Consider the following 15,230-nt stretch of genomic DNA (forward strand, 5'->3'; position numbering starts at 1 on the left):
CGTCAACTCAGCACATAGACCAGCGGAAACAACATGACCCAGATCAGATCGACCATGTGCCAATAGAGCACGCCGGATTCAAACCCGCTGCGCGTGTTGGCGTCGTACAGGCCACGGCGACAGCGCTCGGCCAGCCATCCGAGAATGAACATGCCGAGCAAGACGTGGAGAAAATGAAAACCGGTAAGGATCCAGTACAGGGTGAAAAAGGTGTTGTGCTCCATGCCCAGCCCCGAGGCCAGCAAGTGTCGGTATTCCGTGAGTTTCAGCACCACGTAGACACTGGCGGCGAGCAACGCCATCAGCAGGAAGACGGCGCCGTGACGGGATCGTGAGCGCCTGACTTGCTCCTGCGCCAGCGCGGCGAACAGGCCCGCGGTGAGCAGGCTCAGGGTCATCGCCAGCCCGGTGGAGGTGTTCAGCAACAGACGGCTTTCACTGAACATCTGCGGCTTGAGCGCCTGGGTCACGGCGAACGCCAGGATCAGGATGGCGAACACCGACAGCTCGGCCAGAATGAAAAACCACATCGCCAGATCGCCCGGCAAGTGGCGTTGCGTAACGCCCGTGGACTCAGCCGAAGTGGACATCAACCACGTCCATCAGCGCCGCGACGGTCAGCGGATCATCGCTGAGCGGCTCGGCCAGGCAGGCCATGCACGCTTCACGGGGGCTCATGCCGGAGCGGATCATGCGCGCGGTAAAAATCAGCAGTCGCGTTGAGGCGACCTCCTCCAGATCATGTTGGTCGAGCCGGCGCAGTGCCTGGCCCAGCCGCACCACTTGCACCGCCAGTGCGCTGTCCACCTGAGCCTCGCGGGCAACGATGCGTTCCTCATCGGCCACCGGCGGATAGCCGAAACGCATCGCCACGAAGCGTTGGCGGGTGCTGGGTTTCATGCCTTTGAGCAGGTTCTGGTAACCGGGGTTGTAAGACACCACGAGCATGAAGGACGGCGGCGCCTTCAACACTTCGCCGGTGCGTTCCAGAAACAGCTCGCGACGATCATCGGCCAGTGGATGCAACACCACCACGGTGTCCTGGCGCGCCTCGACCACTTCGTCGAGGTAACAGATGCCGCCTTCACGCACCGCGCGGGTCAGCGGTCCGTCCTGCCACCAGGTGCCCTGGGCACCGATCAGGTGACGGCCGATCAGGTCGGCCGCGCTCAGATCGTCATGGCAAGCCACGGTGTACAGCGGCAGTTTCAGCCGATGGGCCATGTGCTGGACGAAACGGGTTTTGCCGCAGCCCGTCGGGCCTTTGATCAGCACCGGCATGCCATGTCTCCAGGCTTGTTCGAACAGCGCCTCCTCATTATTCAGCGGTTGGTAGAAGGGTTCGATCGGGTGTTCGCAAGACTGGGTACGGTCCATGGGCTGCCTGTTCCAAAAGCGGATTCAAGGAACACGCTACGGGCCCCTGCGACAACCTGGCAAGTGAGATGGCCGGCAAACTTGATCGTCGTCAAGCGAACATTGGCCTGCTCGGGCATAGCCTTGCACGGCACTAAGAACCTGCGTTCTGCGCTGCCGTTTCAGCACATCGCAAAGGTCTTGCCTGAGGAGAAATGGAATGCTGATCAGCAATAGAAAAACGTTTGCCCTGACCCTGACCACGCTTTGTTCGGCACTGGCCCTGTCGGTGAGTCATGCCGCCAGCGCTGAAGAGCCCGCCGCCGCGGCTACCCCGCCCATGGTCAAAACCGCGGGTGCTCCCGACATGAGCCAGGCCGAGTTCGACTCATCCAAGGAAATCTACTTCCAGCGCTGCGCAGGCTGCCACGGTGTGCTGCGCAAAGGGGCCACGGGCAAACCGTTGACACAGGACATCACCCAGAGCCGCGGACAGCCGTATCTGGAGGCCTTGATTACCTACGGTTCTCCGGCGGGCATGCCGAACTGGGGGACCTCCAATGCGCTGACCAAGGATCAGATCACCTCAATGGCCAAGTTCATTCAGCACACGCCACCGACTCCGCCGGAATGGGGCATGGCCGAGACGCTGAAAACCTGGAAGGTGCTGGTCAAACCCGAGGACCGTCCGAAGAAGCAGCTGAGCAAACTCAACCTGCCCAACCTGTTTTCGGTGACGTTGCGCGATGACGGCAAGATCGCCCTGATCGACGGTGACAGCAAGAAAATCGTCAAACTCATCGAGACCGGTTATGCGGTGCACATCTCGCGGATCTCTGCCTCAGGTCGCTACCTGATGGTGATTGGTCGAGACGCGCGGATCGACATGATCGACCTGTGGCCGGTCGAGCCAACCAAGGTCGCCGAAGTCAAAGTGGGCATCGAGGCGCGCTCGGTCGAGACCTCGAAGTTCAAGGGCTACGAGGACAAGTACACCATCGCCGGTTCTTACTGGCCTCCGCAATTCACCATCATGGATGGCGAAACCCTGGAGCCGAAACAGATCGTCTCGACCCGCGGCATGACCGTCGACAAGCAGGAATACCACCCGGAACCCCGGGTCGCGGCGATCATCGCCTCCCACGAATGGCCGGAGTTCATCGTCAACGTCAAGGAAACCGGCAAGGTGATGCTGGTCAACTACCAGGACATCAAAAACCTCACCGTCACCTACATCGACGCCGCGCCCTTCCTGCATGACGGCGGTTGGGACAGCACGCACCGCTACTTCATGACCGCCGCCAACAACTCCAACAAGGTCGCCGTGATCGACTCCAAGGAGCGCAAGTTGACCGCGCTGGTGGACGTCGGCAAAACCCCTCACCCGGGTCGCGGCGCCAACTTCAATCACCCGACCTACGGACCGGTCTGGGCCACCAGCCATCTGGGTGATGACGGCATCTCGCTGATCGGCACCGACCCGACCAAACACCCGCAATACGCCTGGAAGCAAGTCGGCTCACTCAAGGGCCAGGGCGGCGGATCGCTGTTTATCAAAACCCATCCCAAGTCTCGTCACCTGTACGTCGACACCACCCTCAACCCGGACGCCAAGCTCAGCCAGTCGGTGGCGGTGTTCAACATCGACAAACTCGACGCCGGCTACACCGTGCTGCCCATCGCTGAATACGCGGGCATCAAGCAAGGCGCCATGCGCGTAGTGCAACCGGAATTCAACAAGGCCGGCGATGAAGTCTGGTTCTCCGTCTGGAGTGGTCAGGCAGACGAATCTGCGCTGGTGGTGATCGACGACAAAACACTGAAGCTCAAGTCAGTCATCAAGGACAAACGACTGATCACACCCACCGGGAAGTTCAACGTCTACAACACCCAACACGACATCTATTGAGCTCCATCAATGCAAGGAAACACCATGAAAAATACTCTGTTCTCACTGTTCTCACTGTTCGCCCTGACCGCTGCGCTGAGCGCGCAGCCGGCCATGGCCCAAGACGCGCTGGAGCTGTTCAAGAGCAAACCCTGCGCAGCCTGTCACTCCATCGACACCAAGATTGTCGGCCCGGCGCTCAAGGATGTAGCGGCCAAGAACGGTGGCGTACCCGGGGCCGTGGACACCCTGGCCGGCCACATCAAGAACGGCACACAAGGCAATTGGGGCCCGATGCCAATGCCGGCAAACCCGGTGACTGAAGAAGAAGCGAAAATTCTCGCGACCTGGGTACTGACACTCAAATAACCGCCTGGAGGGCGCCATGATGGTTTATCGACACGCTGTGATTCTGGCGGCCCTCCTCCTCATTTGCGCAACCGCGGTTGCGGCGCCTGACGCCCAGCGTCAGGCGCAACTCGAACACCTGCTGACCCAGGACTGCGGCGCCTGCCATGGGCTGCACCTGACCGGCGGACTGGGCCCCGAACTGACGCGCGCAGCGCTGGCCGGCAAGTCACGGGACAGCCTGATTGCCACCGTCACCCAAGGCCGGCCCGGCACCGCGATGCCCGGTTGGGCTCCGTTGCTCAGCCCCGACGACATCCGTTGGCTGGTCGATCTTCTCCAGGGATATCCCGCACCATGATCCGTTCAATCCTGCTGTCAGCAGCGACCGGACTGTTGTTGTCCGCTTGCGTTCAACCACCGTTGCGCGGCACCGGCGACTTGGGCGTGGTCGTGGAGCGCGCCACCGGTAGCGTGCAAATCATCGAAAGCGACACCCACACAGCGCTGGCCCGACTCAAGGGTTTAGGCGACCTTTCCCATGCCTCGGTGGTGTTCTCCCGTGACCAGCGTTTCGCCTATGTGTTCGGGCGCGACGGCGGGTTGAGCAAAATAGATTTGCTGACCCGGCGTATCGATCATCGAGTCATCCAGGGTGGCAACAGCATTGGCGGCGCCATCAGTCAGGACGGCAAGTTGATCGCGGTGTCCAACTACGTGCCTGGCGGAGTCAAGGTGTTCGACGCCGACACCCTGCAACAGGTGGCCGATATTCCGGCGACGCCCCTGGCCGATGGCACCAAGCGCTCCCGGGTGGTCGGCCTGGTCGACGCGCCGGGACAACGTTTTGTGTTCAGCCTGTTCGATACCGGCGAGATCTGGACCGCCGAATTCAGTCACGGCAACACACCGCAGATCAGCCGTTTCACCGGCATCGGCGAGCAACCCTACGACGCCCTGATTACCCCCGATGGGCGCTATTACATGGCCGGCCTGTTTGGTGAAGACGGCATGGCGCAACTCGACCTCTGGCATCCAGAGCGCGGTGTGCAGCGAGTACTCGGCGACTACGGACGCGGCCAGGCGAAACTCCCGGTCTACAAGATGCCGCACCTGGAGGGCTGGGCCGTCGCCGACAACCAGGCCTTCGTGCCCGCCGTCGGCCGTCATCAGGTATTGGTGATGGATTCACGTACCTGGCAGCAGACCGCTGTGATTCCGGTGGCCGGTCAACCGGTGTTCGTCACGTCGCGCCCGGACGGTCGGCAGCTATGGGTCAACTTCGCCTACCCGGACAACGACCGGGTTCAGGTCATCGACACCGAAACCCATGCCGTGGTCGCGGATCTGAAGCCGGGGCCGGCGGTGCTGCACATGGAGTTCACCGCGCGCGGTGACCAACTGTGGCTGTCGTTACGCGACGGCGATCAGGTTCAGGTTTGGGATCCGTACAGCCTGAAGCTGCTAAGTACCCTGCCCGCCAGTGCGCCGAGCGGCATCTTCTTCAGCAGTCGCGCGCAGAAAATGGGGTACTGAAATGAACCTTGAACTGCTCAGCCGCCAACTCATCGAACGCTTCCAGCACGGCATGCCGCTGTGCGCGGCTCCCTATAAGGAAATGGCGCGGATCCTCGGTTGCCGCGAATCGCAAGTGATGGACTGCCTGCAAGAGATGGATCAGGCCGGCACCCTTTCCCGGATCGGCCCGGTGTTCGAACACAGCCGCGCCGGTGCCAGCACCCTCGCCGCCCTCGCCGTCCCGACCGAACGTCTGCAACAGGTGGCCGATCGTGTCAGTCAGTACCCCGAGGTCAATCACAATTACGCACGGGAGCATTTCTACAACCTGTGGTTTGTGCTGACCGGCCCTGATCGCCAACACATCGACCGTGTGCTCAAGGAACTTGAGAACGACACCGGTCTCATGCCGCTGGACCTGCCGATGCTGACCGCTTACCGCATCGACCTGGGCTTTGACCTTGGAGACAACCCATGAAACCCGGATTGAGCCCCCAACAAGCGCTGGCGTTGCGTCGGCACCTGGAAGCCGGTTTGCCGCTGGTACCGCGCCCTTATCAGGCCCTTGCCGAGCGGATAAAGACTGACGAAACCCAGGTGCTCGAGCAAATGCGCCAGTGGACCGATCAAGGGCTGTTTCGCCGTATCGGCCTGGTGCTGCACCATCGCGCGCTGGGTTTTACCGCCAACGCCATGCTGGTGCTGGATATTCCCGATGCGCTGATCGACGAAGTCGGCCAGCGCCTGGGGCAAGCCCCCGGTATTAACCTCTGCTATCAACGGCCCCGGCGCTTGCCGCAGTGGCGATACAACCTGTTTTGCATGGTGCACGGGCGTCAACGTGACCAGGTGGAGGCGCAGATTCAGGCATTGCTTGAAGAGCATCTGCTGAGCGACCTGCCCCATCAATTGCTGTTCAGCACCCAGGTCTTCAAGCAGTGCGGCGGCCGCTTTGCGCCGTCGCGAACAGGAGCACCGACCCATGGATGACCTCGACCGTCGCCTGATCAACCGCTTGCAACTGGGCCTGCCGCTGGTGCGCCACCCCTGGCGGGTATTGGCGGCCGAACTGGAAACCAGCAGCACTGAACTACTCGGCCGGCTGCATAGCCTGCTCGATGACGGAATGCTCACGCGCTTCGGCCCGATGTTCGACATCGAACGCCTGGGTGGCGCCTTCACCCTCGCCGCGCTGGCGGTCCCGGAAGAACGTTTTGAAGACGTCGCCGAGCAACTGCAGGGCCTGCCGGAAGTGGCGCACAACTATCGACGCGAGCACGCCTGGAACATGTGGTTCGTGCTCGCCTGCGCAACTGAACATGACCTGACCGAGACCCTTCTTCGCATAGAAACCCTGACCGGCCTGCCGCTGCTCAACCTGCCCAAAGAGGAGACCTACCATGTCGGTCTGTATTTCCCGGCCTGAAGATACCCTCGTCCAGCGTCTGATCGTGTTGACCCAGGCCGGTCTGCCGCTGCTGGACGACCCGTGGGCGTGGCTCGCCGAACAGCTAGGGCTGAACATCGAAGCCACCCTGGATCTGCTCAAACGCTTGCAGGCCGAGGGCGCGATTCGGCGTATCGCTGCCGTGCCCAATCACTACCGGCTGGGCTATCGCCATAACGGCATGACGGTCTGGGATGTGCGCGACACCGACATGCCGCGCCTGGGCGCGCTGATCGGCGCGCAACCCTTTGTCAGCCACTGCTATCGCCGTCCGCGCCGAACCGAATGGCGCTACAACCTGTTCGCCATGGTTCATGGCCGCAGCAGCGATGAAATCAACGGCTACCGCGAGCACCTGCGCTACTTGCTGGGCGACGCCTGTGGGGCCGACGAAATGCTGGTGAGCAGCCGCATCCTGAAAAAACCGGCTTGCGCCTGCCGCCCGCTTCGCGCTGAACACACCCTGACTCAAGGAGAGTGGCATGTTGAGGATCAGCCAATACCTGCGTGCACTGGCCGGCCAGTCGCCTGCGCCGAGAACCAGTCCACCGGGCAGTAATCGGGCGCCGGTGGTGATCTGGAACTTGCTCAGACGCTGCAACCTGACCTGCAAACATTGCTACGCCACCTCGGCCGACAGCGTCTTTCGCGACGAACTGGATACGGCCGCCGCGCTGACCGTGATCGACGACCTGCACGATGCTGGGGTCAAGGTGTTGATTCTTTCCGGTGGCGAACCGCTGCTGCGCGAGGATCTGTTTGTGCTCAGCGCCTACGCCCGGACCAAGGGTTTCTTTGTGGCGTTGTCCACCAACGGCACGCTGATCAATGAGCAGAACATCGCACAGATCAGCGCGGCGAATTTCGACTACGTCGGAATCAGCATTGATGGCCTGGAAGCCACCCATGACGCCTTCCGACAACTCAAGGGCAGCTTCGCCCGCTCCATGCACGCGATCCGGCTCTGTCGCGAACAGGGCATTCGCGTCGGGCTGCGCACCACCCTCACCCAGGAGAACCACCCGCAACTGCCCCAACTGCTGGCGCTGATGCGCGAGTACGACGTGCAAAAGTTTTACCTGTCGCACCTCAACTACAGCGGACGCGGTAAACGCAGCCGCAAACTCGACGCGCACCAGCAGATGAGCCGCGAGGCGATGACGTTGATCTTCGAGCGCGCCTGGGAAGACATTCAACAGGGCCGCGACAGCGATTTTGTCAGCGGCAACAACGATGCCGACGCCATTCTGCTGCTGCAATGGGCAGGACTTCGTCTTCCGGAGCATTACCCACGACTGGAAAAAATGCTCCGCGCATGGGGTGGCAACGCGTCGGGCAGCGGCATTGCCAACATCGACAACACCGGTGAAGTGCACCCGGACACCTACTGGTGGCAGCACTCGGTGGGCAATGTCCGGCGCACGCCGTTCCGCGCGTTGTGGCTGGATCGGCCGGATGCCTTGCTATTGCGCCTGCGTGAACATCCCCGCGCCGTCGGCGGTCGTTGCGCGCAATGTCGCTGGTTGCCCATCTGCAATGGCAACACCCGCACACGCGCCTGGGCCGAGGGTGATCTATGGGGCCAGGACCCCGGGTGCCATCTCAGCGATGACGAAATCGGTCTGCCGCCATTACCCACCATCCCTTGCATCACCCACTGAATAGCCCGTCCGGCCAACCACCTGACAAAGGTTGGAGCCGGGCAACCTGATGAAGCACCAAGGACGTCCCATGCCTCCATCGATTGCTATACCGGCCTCACTTGAGTCACCGTTCCGGCCGGGCGAAGTTGCCCTGGTCGGCGCCGGCCCCGGCGACCCACGCCTGCTGACCTTGCGCGCCTGGAGCCTGTTGATGCAGGCCGACGCCGTGGTCTACGACCGGCTGATCAGCCCCGAACTGCTGACCTTGATTCCCCTGACCTGCGCCCGCCATTACGTCGGCAAGGCCAGCGGCTGCCACAGCCTGCCCCAGGAACAGATTAACGAACTGCTGGCCGACCTCGCCGATCAAGGGCAGCGCGTGGTCCGGCTCAAGGGCGGCGACCCGTTCATTTTTGGTCGCGGTGCCGAGGAGCTGGAGTACCTGCTGCAACGCGGCATCGACTGTCAGGTGGTGCCGGGCATTACCGCCGCGTCGGGCTGCAGCGCTTACGCAGGCATACCGTTGACCCACCGCGACCTGGTCAATTCCTGCCGGTTCATTACCGGCCATTTGCAGCGTGATGGCGAGTTGTCGCTGCCCTGGAGCAGCCTCGCCGACAGTAGCCAGACCTTGGTGTTTTACATGGGCTTGTCGAACCTGGGGATCATCGCTCAACGCTTGATCGAAGCAGGGATGTCGGCTGATACACCCGCGGCGCTGATCAGCAACGGCACGCGCCCCGACCAGCACGTCGCCCGTGGCAAGCTGCACCAATTGCCGACCCTGGCGCTGGATTGTCCGCCGGGGATTCCGACGCTGACGGTGATCGGCACAGTGGTCGATCTGTTTGCCGCAGAACAGCTGGAATACCCGGCGCGGCTTTACCCGGCCCAAGCACTGCAACGCCGCGCCAAGGTGGCGATATGAGGCGCATGCTCCTTGCCCACCTGTTATGGATCAGCGCGGCTCAGGCCGGCGCAGTGGTTCCGGCGCTTGAACAAGCGGCGGAAAACTATGAGCAACATTGTCAGAGCTGTCACGGCATTAACCGTCTCGGCGGTGCGGGGCCGGCGTTGTTGCCGGAGAGCCTCAGCCGGATCAAACCTGATGAAATCCGCAGCGTGATCCAGAACGGCCGCCCCGCGAGCCAAATGGCCGGGTATGCCACTGTGTTCAGCCCCGCACAGATCGACGCACTGGTGGACTACCTTCAGCAACCGCCCGCCACCCCGCCCACCTGGAGCAATGACGACATTCGCGGCAGTCACTCGATACTCGCGGACCTCAGCAAGCTGCCCACCACGCCCCAGCATGGCGCCGACCCGCTGAACCTGTTCGTGGTGGTGGAAGCCGGCGACCATCACATCGACATCCTCGACGGCGACCGCTTTGAAGTGCTGGCGCGGTTTGCTTCGCACTTCGCCGTGCATGGCGGGCCGAAGTTCTCGCCGGACGGACGCTTCGTCTACTTCGCCTCCCGTGACGGCTGGATCAGCCTGTATGACTTGCACAACCTGAAGTTGATCGCCGAAGTCCGCGCCGGCCTCAATACCCGCAACCTGGCGGTGAGCAAGGATGGACGCTGGGTGCTGGTGGGCAACTATTTGCCCGGCAATCTTGTAGTGCTCGATGCCCGCGATCTGTCGCTGGTCAAAACCATTCCCGCCATCGGTGAGGACGGTACCGAGTCACGGGTCAGCGCGGTCTACTCCGCCCCGCCGCGCGACAGTTTTATCGTGGCGCTCAAGGACGTGAAGGAAGTCTGGGAACTGTCCTGGGCCGGCACACCGGATATCCAACCACGGCGGATCCCGGCCGGGGATTTTCTCGACGACTTCTCTTTTTCACCGGACTACAAACAGCTGCTGGCCACGTCGCGCAAGGCCCAGGGCGGCCAGGTCATCGACCTCGACAGCGGCAAGGTGGTCACCGACATCCCGCTGCCGGGCATGCCGCATCTGGGCTCGGGGACTTATTGGAAACGCAACGGCGAGTGGGTGTTCGCCACGCCGAATATCAGCAAGGGGCTGATCTCGGTCATCGACTTCAAGACCTGGAAACTGATCAAGGAAATCCCGACCCTGGGGCCGGGTTTCTTCATGCGTAGTCACGTCAATTCACGGTATGCCTGGACCGACGTGTTCTTCGGGCCCGACAACGATGCGATCCACCTGATCGACAAACAGACCCTGGAAATTGCCCACACCTTGCGCCCGATGCCCGGCAAGACCGCCGCACACGTTGAGTTCACCCGTGATGGTCGTTACCTGCTGCTGAGCATCTGGGCCACCGATGGCGCGCTGATTGTGTACGACAGCGACACCCTCAAGGAGATCAAACGCATTCCGATGAACAAGCCTTCGGGCAAGTACAACGTGGGGAACAAGATTGAGTTTGCCGAGGGGACTTCGCATTAGGCCTTGTGCCCCAATACCGAAATATACATCGCACTTGTGGCGAGGGAGCTTGCTCCCGCTGGGGCGCGCAGCGCCCCTACAATCCGTCACTGGGTACATTCAGATTAAACGCAGGCGCTGGTTTTACGACTGCTACGCAGCCGATCGGGAGCAAGCTCCCTCGCCACAGGTTTGTCTTCGCCCTTTAACCCAAGGTGTATCCGTTATCGACTTTCCAGTCCTGCCCGTAAACACCCCGAGCACCCTGCGACAGCTGAAAAACAATCACATTGGCCACTGCCGCCGCATCGAGAAAATGCCCCGGCAACAGACGTTTACCAAGCGTGTCTGCAACATCGCCAAGCTCCCCCTCGCTCAACCCCAAGTGATCCCACATCGAGGTAGCCGTCGGCCCCGGCGAGACCAGATTAATGCGCACATCAAAACTCGCAAATTCCACCGCCAGCGTCCGCGCCTGAGCCGCCAGCGCAGCCTTGCTGGCAATGCACGCAGCCAACCCCGGAAAGCTCGAACCGGTCAGAAAACTCCCGACAAACACCACCGAAGCCGGGCTCGCCAATTCACCCCGCAACGCCGCCAGCGTATTCAACGCCCCGGCACCGTTGACCGCCCACTGGCGCTGAAAGGCCTGCATATCCAGGCTGTCAGCCATTTCGGCAATCCCCGCGTTAGGCACCAGATAGTCCACGGGGCCAATCGCCGCAGCGCGCTCGGCCAGCTCGCGCAGGTCTTGCTGATTCGTGACGTCCCCGGCAAACCATTGCAACCGTTCGCCGTAGATCTGCTGCAACGCCGGCAGTTCACCCAGGGTCCGTGACATCGCCAGCACCTTGACGCCGCGCGGTAACAGCGCGGCGCACAGTGCCAGGCCAATCCCGGAGCTGGCACCCGTGACCACCGCCAAACGATCCTGAAACTCGGTTTTCATCATTTACTCCTGGGCATCACGGATGCCAAGCACTGGGGACATAGCGAGCCCCTATCTTTGAGCAGATGAAGAAATACCGACTTGACGGCGATCAGATTTTCTCGACGGCGTTAGTGTTGCTGCAACAGCGCCGGAGTGATCTCGCTGAAGCGCAGCAAGCGACCGCCCTGTTCAGCGGCAAGCTTTTCAGCGGCCTCACGACTGGAGAACGACGCCAGCACCACGCCCATGGCGCCTTTGAGTTGGGTGCCGACCACGTAAAACGCGTCTTTGGCATCGATCAGGTGCGCGTCATCCGGCGCGTTCCACGGGCTGCGGCCCATGTCGTGGACATACAGTTTGGCATTGCCATGATGATTTTCCGGCTGCAACCACCAACCGATCATTTCTGCCGTGGAGCAGAACTTCTTGACCCCGTTCGGCTCGACGACTTCGCCCTTGGGTCCGGGGAATCCGTTGATGATCATCCCGCAGACGTGGCATTCATCACTGGGATGAAAGGCTGCGGCCGCATTGCTGTAGGTGGCTTGCGCCGGGTTGTCACAGGCCGTCAGAAACAGGCACATCATCAGGCCCGCCACCGCGCGCATCGTCGTCAGATAAAACGTATTCATCGTCAACTGCTCCTAAAAACCAAAGTGAAAATTCATGTCGCCCGGCGACGAAACAACAGCCAGGCCGAGCCCAATGGCGCCGCCACCCACAGCGACAGGCACAGCCAGAGCATCGAGCCCGGCATCGGCAAATCGCTGCCCAGGGTCAGCACACCCGTGGTGCCCGCGCCGGGCTCAAAACCGGAGAGGTTGATCAAGCGGTAGATGTCAGCGGGATTGAGCAGCAGCAACCAGGGCAGCACTTTGGGGTTGAACTGCCCTTCGCTGAGCACCAACAGCGCCAGCAGTGCCAGGTCGAACACCAGCACAAAGAAGAACCAGACACCCAACGCCAGCCCGGCCGCCGTGGATTTCTCGGCCGACACACTGCTCAGCACATAGGCCAGTCCCAGAAAGCCCCAACCCAGCAACGTCGACGACGCCATGAACCGGCCAAAAGCCCAGAGCAGCAGGCTCAGTTCGACATCGTCCACCAGCACCGCGATGGCCAGCATGGCGCAGCCGAAACCGATCAGTGTCGCCAGCGCCAGGATCAACCCGTGGCCGACAAACTTGCCCAGCAAAATCTGCCCGCGACCCAACGGGTACGTCAGCAACAGCAGCAACGTGCCGCTTTCGTCCTCGCCGACGATGGCGTCATAGGCCAACAGCAACGCAATCAACGGCATCAAAAACGTTGCCAGACTGGCGAGGCTGGCGATAGTGGCCGGCACCGAGGTGAAACCCAATTGCCCGGAAGCCGCGGCGCCCAGCCACGCGATGCCGATGGCCAGCACCGCGAACAACACACTGATCGCCAACAACCAGCGATTGCGCAAACCATCACTGAATTCCTTGCGAGCCATGTTCCAGACAGCGTTCATACGGCCTCCCCGATCGGCGCCGCACCGGCCCGGCTCATGTAGTAGCGGTAAATATCTTCCAGCGATGGCTGATGGATTTCCACGTCGGCCGGTTCGTCTTCATTGAACAGTTGGCGCAACAGCCCCACCTTGCTGCTATTGAGCGCGGCCACTTCAAGCCCTTCGACGCCCCAGCGCTCGGTGACGTGCCCGGCGTTGTTCCAGCGTTGCTGCAAGGGCCCGGCGTGCTTGAGGCCGTTGGCGCGAATCAGCGTCGGCAATCCGGCTTCCTCACGCAAACTGCGCAGACTGCCGAGGGCCAGCAGGCGGCCCTGGGTCAGAATCGCGGCGCGGTTGATGTGCGCCTCGACGCCCGGCAACACGTGGGAGCAAAGAATGATGCTGGTGCCCTGGCTGCGCAGGCGATCGAGCAGCCGATACAGGTCCTGGGTCGCGATGGGATCGAGGCCGACCGTCGGTTCGTCGAGCAACAACAAACGCGGCTCGCCGAGCAGCGCTTGCGCCAGCCCCAGGCGTTGACGCATGCCTTTGGAGTAGGTCTTGACCCGTCGATGCGCCGCACCGGCCAGGCCGACTTCCTCCAGCAGTTCGTCCACTTGAGAGAACGCGGCGCCTTTGAGTCGCGCGAAATGGCGCAAGGTCTCAACACCGCTCAGTTGCGGGTAAAACGTGACGTTTTCCGGTAGATAACCGAGCAAGCGCCGCACGTGGGGATCACTGGGTAAACGGCCGAACACCCTGACCTGCCCTTCGCTGGGCTGGAGCAGGCCAAGCACCAGTTTCATGCTGGTGGTCTTGCCCGCGCCGTTGTGCCCGAACAAGCCCAGCACTTCACCTTCCGCCAGGCTGAGGTTGAGCTTATGCAACACCGTGGCGTGCCCATAACGCTGGCTGACGCCTTCGATATCGATGACGTTCATGAGGTGGGCTCCTGGATCAGGGTTTGAGTGGATGACTTCATCAGCGGATGGCTGTCCAGCACCCCCGGCGATTTCATCACCGGAAAGGCCCGTTGCACCCAGCGCAGCAACTCGATGCCGGGGCTGTTCATCAACAGCCGCACTTGCGGGTACAGCCACAGCAGACGGTCAACGTTGTCATTGGGTTCGTAGGCGATATCGCCGAGGCCGTCGTTGTTGCGGTCCCAGCCCAGGTAATCGCTCCAGTAATTGCCCCGGCCATCCGCTGACCATTCCTGCAAGCGGGTGGCGACGTATTTGACCTGCCGCTGGTTGCCGACAAAAGCGTTGTCGGCGATACGGTTATCTTCCGAGCCGGCGGTGAGGTGGATGCCCACGGCGCTGTGCTCGAAGTGGTTGTGTTCGATGCTGTTGAACAGCGAGTTGTAGATGAACAGCGCCTTGCCCTCGGCACCGCTGATCATGCTGTCGCCGGTCGAGCCGTCGCGCACGTCAGTGACGAAGTTGTCACGCAAGGTTGAATAAGTGATGTAGTTCATCAGGATCCCGTAGTTCTGATCCTGTTCGGAGCGATTGCCGATCACCGTGAGCTTGCGGCTTTGCATCAAGGCATAGCCAGTGCGGGTGCGGCGGGTGATATTGCCGATCAGTTGGTTATCGTTGGCGAACATGTAATGCACGCCGTAGCGCAGGTCTTCCAGGGTATTGCCCTGCAGCAGGTTGCCGTTCGAGGTGTCGATGTAGATCCCGTCGCGGGTCAGCCGCACGTGATTACCGATCACCTTGGCGCCGTGCACGGCGTACAGATGAATCCCGTTGCCGCGATCCTGGGAGCGGATGCTCGGGTCACCTTCGATATCGTTGTCAATCAAGTTGACGTCGTGGGTGCTGTCCACCCAGATGCCGAAGCCTGGCCCTTTCATGCGGTTGTTGCGTATCACCGCCCCCTGGGCTTTGGGACCGATGAAAATCGCTGAGTTCATGGCCGTCATGTCGCGCCCCCAGTCAAGCAATGTGCAGCCCTCGATCCGCACGTCGGGGGCGCTGATGAACAGAGCATTGCCCTGCCCCTGCGCATTGATGACGGCACCTTTCTCGCAATCGATCTGCATCGGCTGATCGACACTGAACGAGCCACGGTATTCCCCCGCCGGCAGGTGCCAGCGTTGCTCGGCGTCCACCGTCAACGGCAACGTGGTGATGGGTTGCACCGCCAGCGCGCTGCCGGACATCAGCAGGAGCGCAAGCGCAATGACCTTCACCGGGTTTCCCTTGCTATCAGTCATT

General features: G+C 61.7%; 17 protein-coding genes and 1 pseudogene. 11 read left to right on the forward strand and 7 right to left on the reverse strand.

Annotation, left to right across the window (positions count from 1 at the left end; translation table 11 throughout):
• Positions 1–2: 2 nt before the first annotated feature.
• Positions 3–590, reverse strand: coding sequence for a cytochrome c oxidase subunit 3 family protein (locus AB4N43_RS02245; RefSeq protein ID WP_348125910.1), 588 nt, complete (start codon positions 588–590; stop codon positions 3–5).
• A complete protein-coding gene (locus AB4N43_RS02250) occupies positions 574–1,377 on the reverse strand; it encodes a CbbQ/NirQ/NorQ/GpvN family protein (protein ID WP_261398073.1) in 804 nt (267 codons plus the stop codon). Before AB4N43_RS02250 ends, AB4N43_RS02245 begins: the two co-directional genes overlap by 17 nt.
• 199 nt (positions 1,378–1,576) lie before the next feature.
• Between AB4N43_RS02250 and AB4N43_RS02255 the strand changes: the two genes are divergently transcribed.
• The 11 genes and pseudogenes from AB4N43_RS02255 (at position 1,577) to AB4N43_RS02305 (ending at position 10,618) form a co-directional block, all read left to right on the forward strand.
• A complete protein-coding gene (locus tag AB4N43_RS02255) occupies positions 1,577–3,265 on the forward strand; it encodes a cytochrome D1 domain-containing protein (RefSeq protein WP_460153021.1) in 1,689 nt (562 codons plus the stop codon).
• 24 nt (positions 3,266–3,289) lie between these two features.
• The gene (locus AB4N43_RS02260) at positions 3,290–3,613 is read left to right on the forward strand and encodes a c-type cytochrome (protein ID WP_460153023.1); all 324 of its coding nucleotides are present in this window, start codon (positions 3,290–3,292) and stop codon (positions 3,611–3,613) included.
• 16 nt (positions 3,614–3,629) lie between these two features.
• Entirely contained in the window at positions 3,630–3,953 is a 324-nt protein-coding gene (locus tag AB4N43_RS02265; RefSeq protein ID WP_222586748.1) for a c-type cytochrome, read from the forward strand.
• Positions 3,950–5,128 (forward strand): cytochrome D1 domain-containing protein, encoded by a 1,179-nt coding sequence (locus AB4N43_RS02270; protein WP_460153025.1) that lies wholly within the window; start codon positions 3,950–3,952, stop codon positions 5,126–5,128. Before AB4N43_RS02265 ends, AB4N43_RS02270 begins: the two co-directional genes overlap by 4 nt.
• A 1-nt stretch (position 5,129) precedes the next feature.
• Positions 5,130–5,588: an Lrp/AsnC family transcriptional regulator gene (locus AB4N43_RS02275; protein WP_222586750.1), complete on the forward strand. Its 459-nt coding sequence runs from the start codon at positions 5,130–5,132 to the stop codon at positions 5,586–5,588.
• Positions 5,585–6,100, forward strand: coding sequence for a siroheme decarboxylase subunit beta (ahbB, locus tag AB4N43_RS02280; RefSeq protein ID WP_222586751.1), 516 nt, complete (start codon positions 5,585–5,587; stop codon positions 6,098–6,100). The genes AB4N43_RS02275 and ahbB (AB4N43_RS02280) overlap by 4 nt, the downstream gene beginning before the upstream one ends.
• Positions 6,093–6,536 carry an Lrp/AsnC family transcriptional regulator gene (locus AB4N43_RS02285; protein WP_222586752.1) on the forward strand — a complete coding sequence of 148 codons (444 nt, stop codon included), beginning with the start codon at positions 6,093–6,095 and terminating at the stop codon, positions 6,534–6,536. The genes ahbB (AB4N43_RS02280) and AB4N43_RS02285 overlap by 8 nt, the downstream gene beginning before the upstream one ends.
• Positions 6,511–7,013 (forward strand): annotated as a pseudogene (gene ahbB / locus AB4N43_RS02290) (siroheme decarboxylase subunit beta). Before AB4N43_RS02285 ends, ahbB (AB4N43_RS02290) begins: the two are co-directional and overlap by 26 nt.
• A gap of 26 nt (positions 7,014–7,039) precedes the next feature.
• Positions 7,040–8,218 carry a heme d1 biosynthesis radical SAM protein NirJ gene (gene nirJ / locus AB4N43_RS02295; protein ID WP_452626585.1) on the forward strand — a complete coding sequence of 393 codons (1,179 nt, stop codon included), beginning with the start codon at positions 7,040–7,042 and terminating at the stop codon, positions 8,216–8,218.
• A gap of 70 nt (positions 8,219–8,288) precedes the next feature.
• A complete protein-coding gene (gene cobA / locus AB4N43_RS02300; RefSeq protein WP_222586755.1) occupies positions 8,289–9,128 on the forward strand; it encodes a uroporphyrinogen-III C-methyltransferase in 840 nt (279 codons plus the stop codon).
• Positions 9,125–10,618 carry a cytochrome D1 domain-containing protein gene (locus tag AB4N43_RS02305; protein ID WP_452626583.1) on the forward strand — a complete coding sequence of 498 codons (1,494 nt, stop codon included), beginning with the start codon at positions 9,125–9,127 and terminating at the stop codon, positions 10,616–10,618. Before cobA ends, AB4N43_RS02305 begins: the two co-directional genes overlap by 4 nt.
• Positions 10,619–10,802: 184 nt before the next feature.
• Here the strand turns inward: AB4N43_RS02305 and AB4N43_RS02310 are convergent, their stop codons facing one another.
• From AB4N43_RS02310 to AB4N43_RS02330, 5 genes are all read right to left on the reverse strand, one after another.
• Positions 10,803–11,546 carry an SDR family NAD(P)-dependent oxidoreductase gene (locus AB4N43_RS02310; protein WP_452626582.1) on the reverse strand — a complete coding sequence of 248 codons (744 nt, stop codon included), beginning with the start codon at positions 11,544–11,546 and terminating at the stop codon, positions 10,803–10,805.
• 110 nt (positions 11,547–11,656) lie between these two features.
• Entirely contained in the window at positions 11,657–12,160 is a 504-nt protein-coding gene (locus AB4N43_RS02315) for a nitrous oxide reductase accessory protein NosL (protein WP_222586758.1), read from the reverse strand.
• Positions 12,161–12,192: 32 nt separating this feature from the next.
• Complete coding sequence (locus AB4N43_RS02320) at positions 12,193–13,023, reverse strand: ABC transporter permease (protein WP_222586759.1); 831 nt, start codon at positions 13,021–13,023, stop codon at positions 12,193–12,195.
• Positions 13,020–13,943: an ABC transporter ATP-binding protein gene (locus tag AB4N43_RS02325; protein ID WP_046027240.1), complete on the reverse strand. Its 924-nt coding sequence runs from the start codon at positions 13,941–13,943 to the stop codon at positions 13,020–13,022. Before AB4N43_RS02325 ends, AB4N43_RS02320 begins: the two co-directional genes overlap by 4 nt.
• The gene (locus AB4N43_RS02330) at positions 13,940–15,229 is read right to left on the reverse strand and encodes a nitrous oxide reductase family maturation protein NosD (RefSeq protein ID WP_460153029.1); all 1,290 of its coding nucleotides are present in this window, start codon (positions 15,227–15,229) and stop codon (positions 13,940–13,942) included. Before AB4N43_RS02330 ends, AB4N43_RS02325 begins: the two co-directional genes overlap by 4 nt.
• Position 15,230: the final 1 nt, after the last annotated feature.

It is taken from the genome of Pseudomonas sp. S2_B07 (assembly GCF_054668435.1).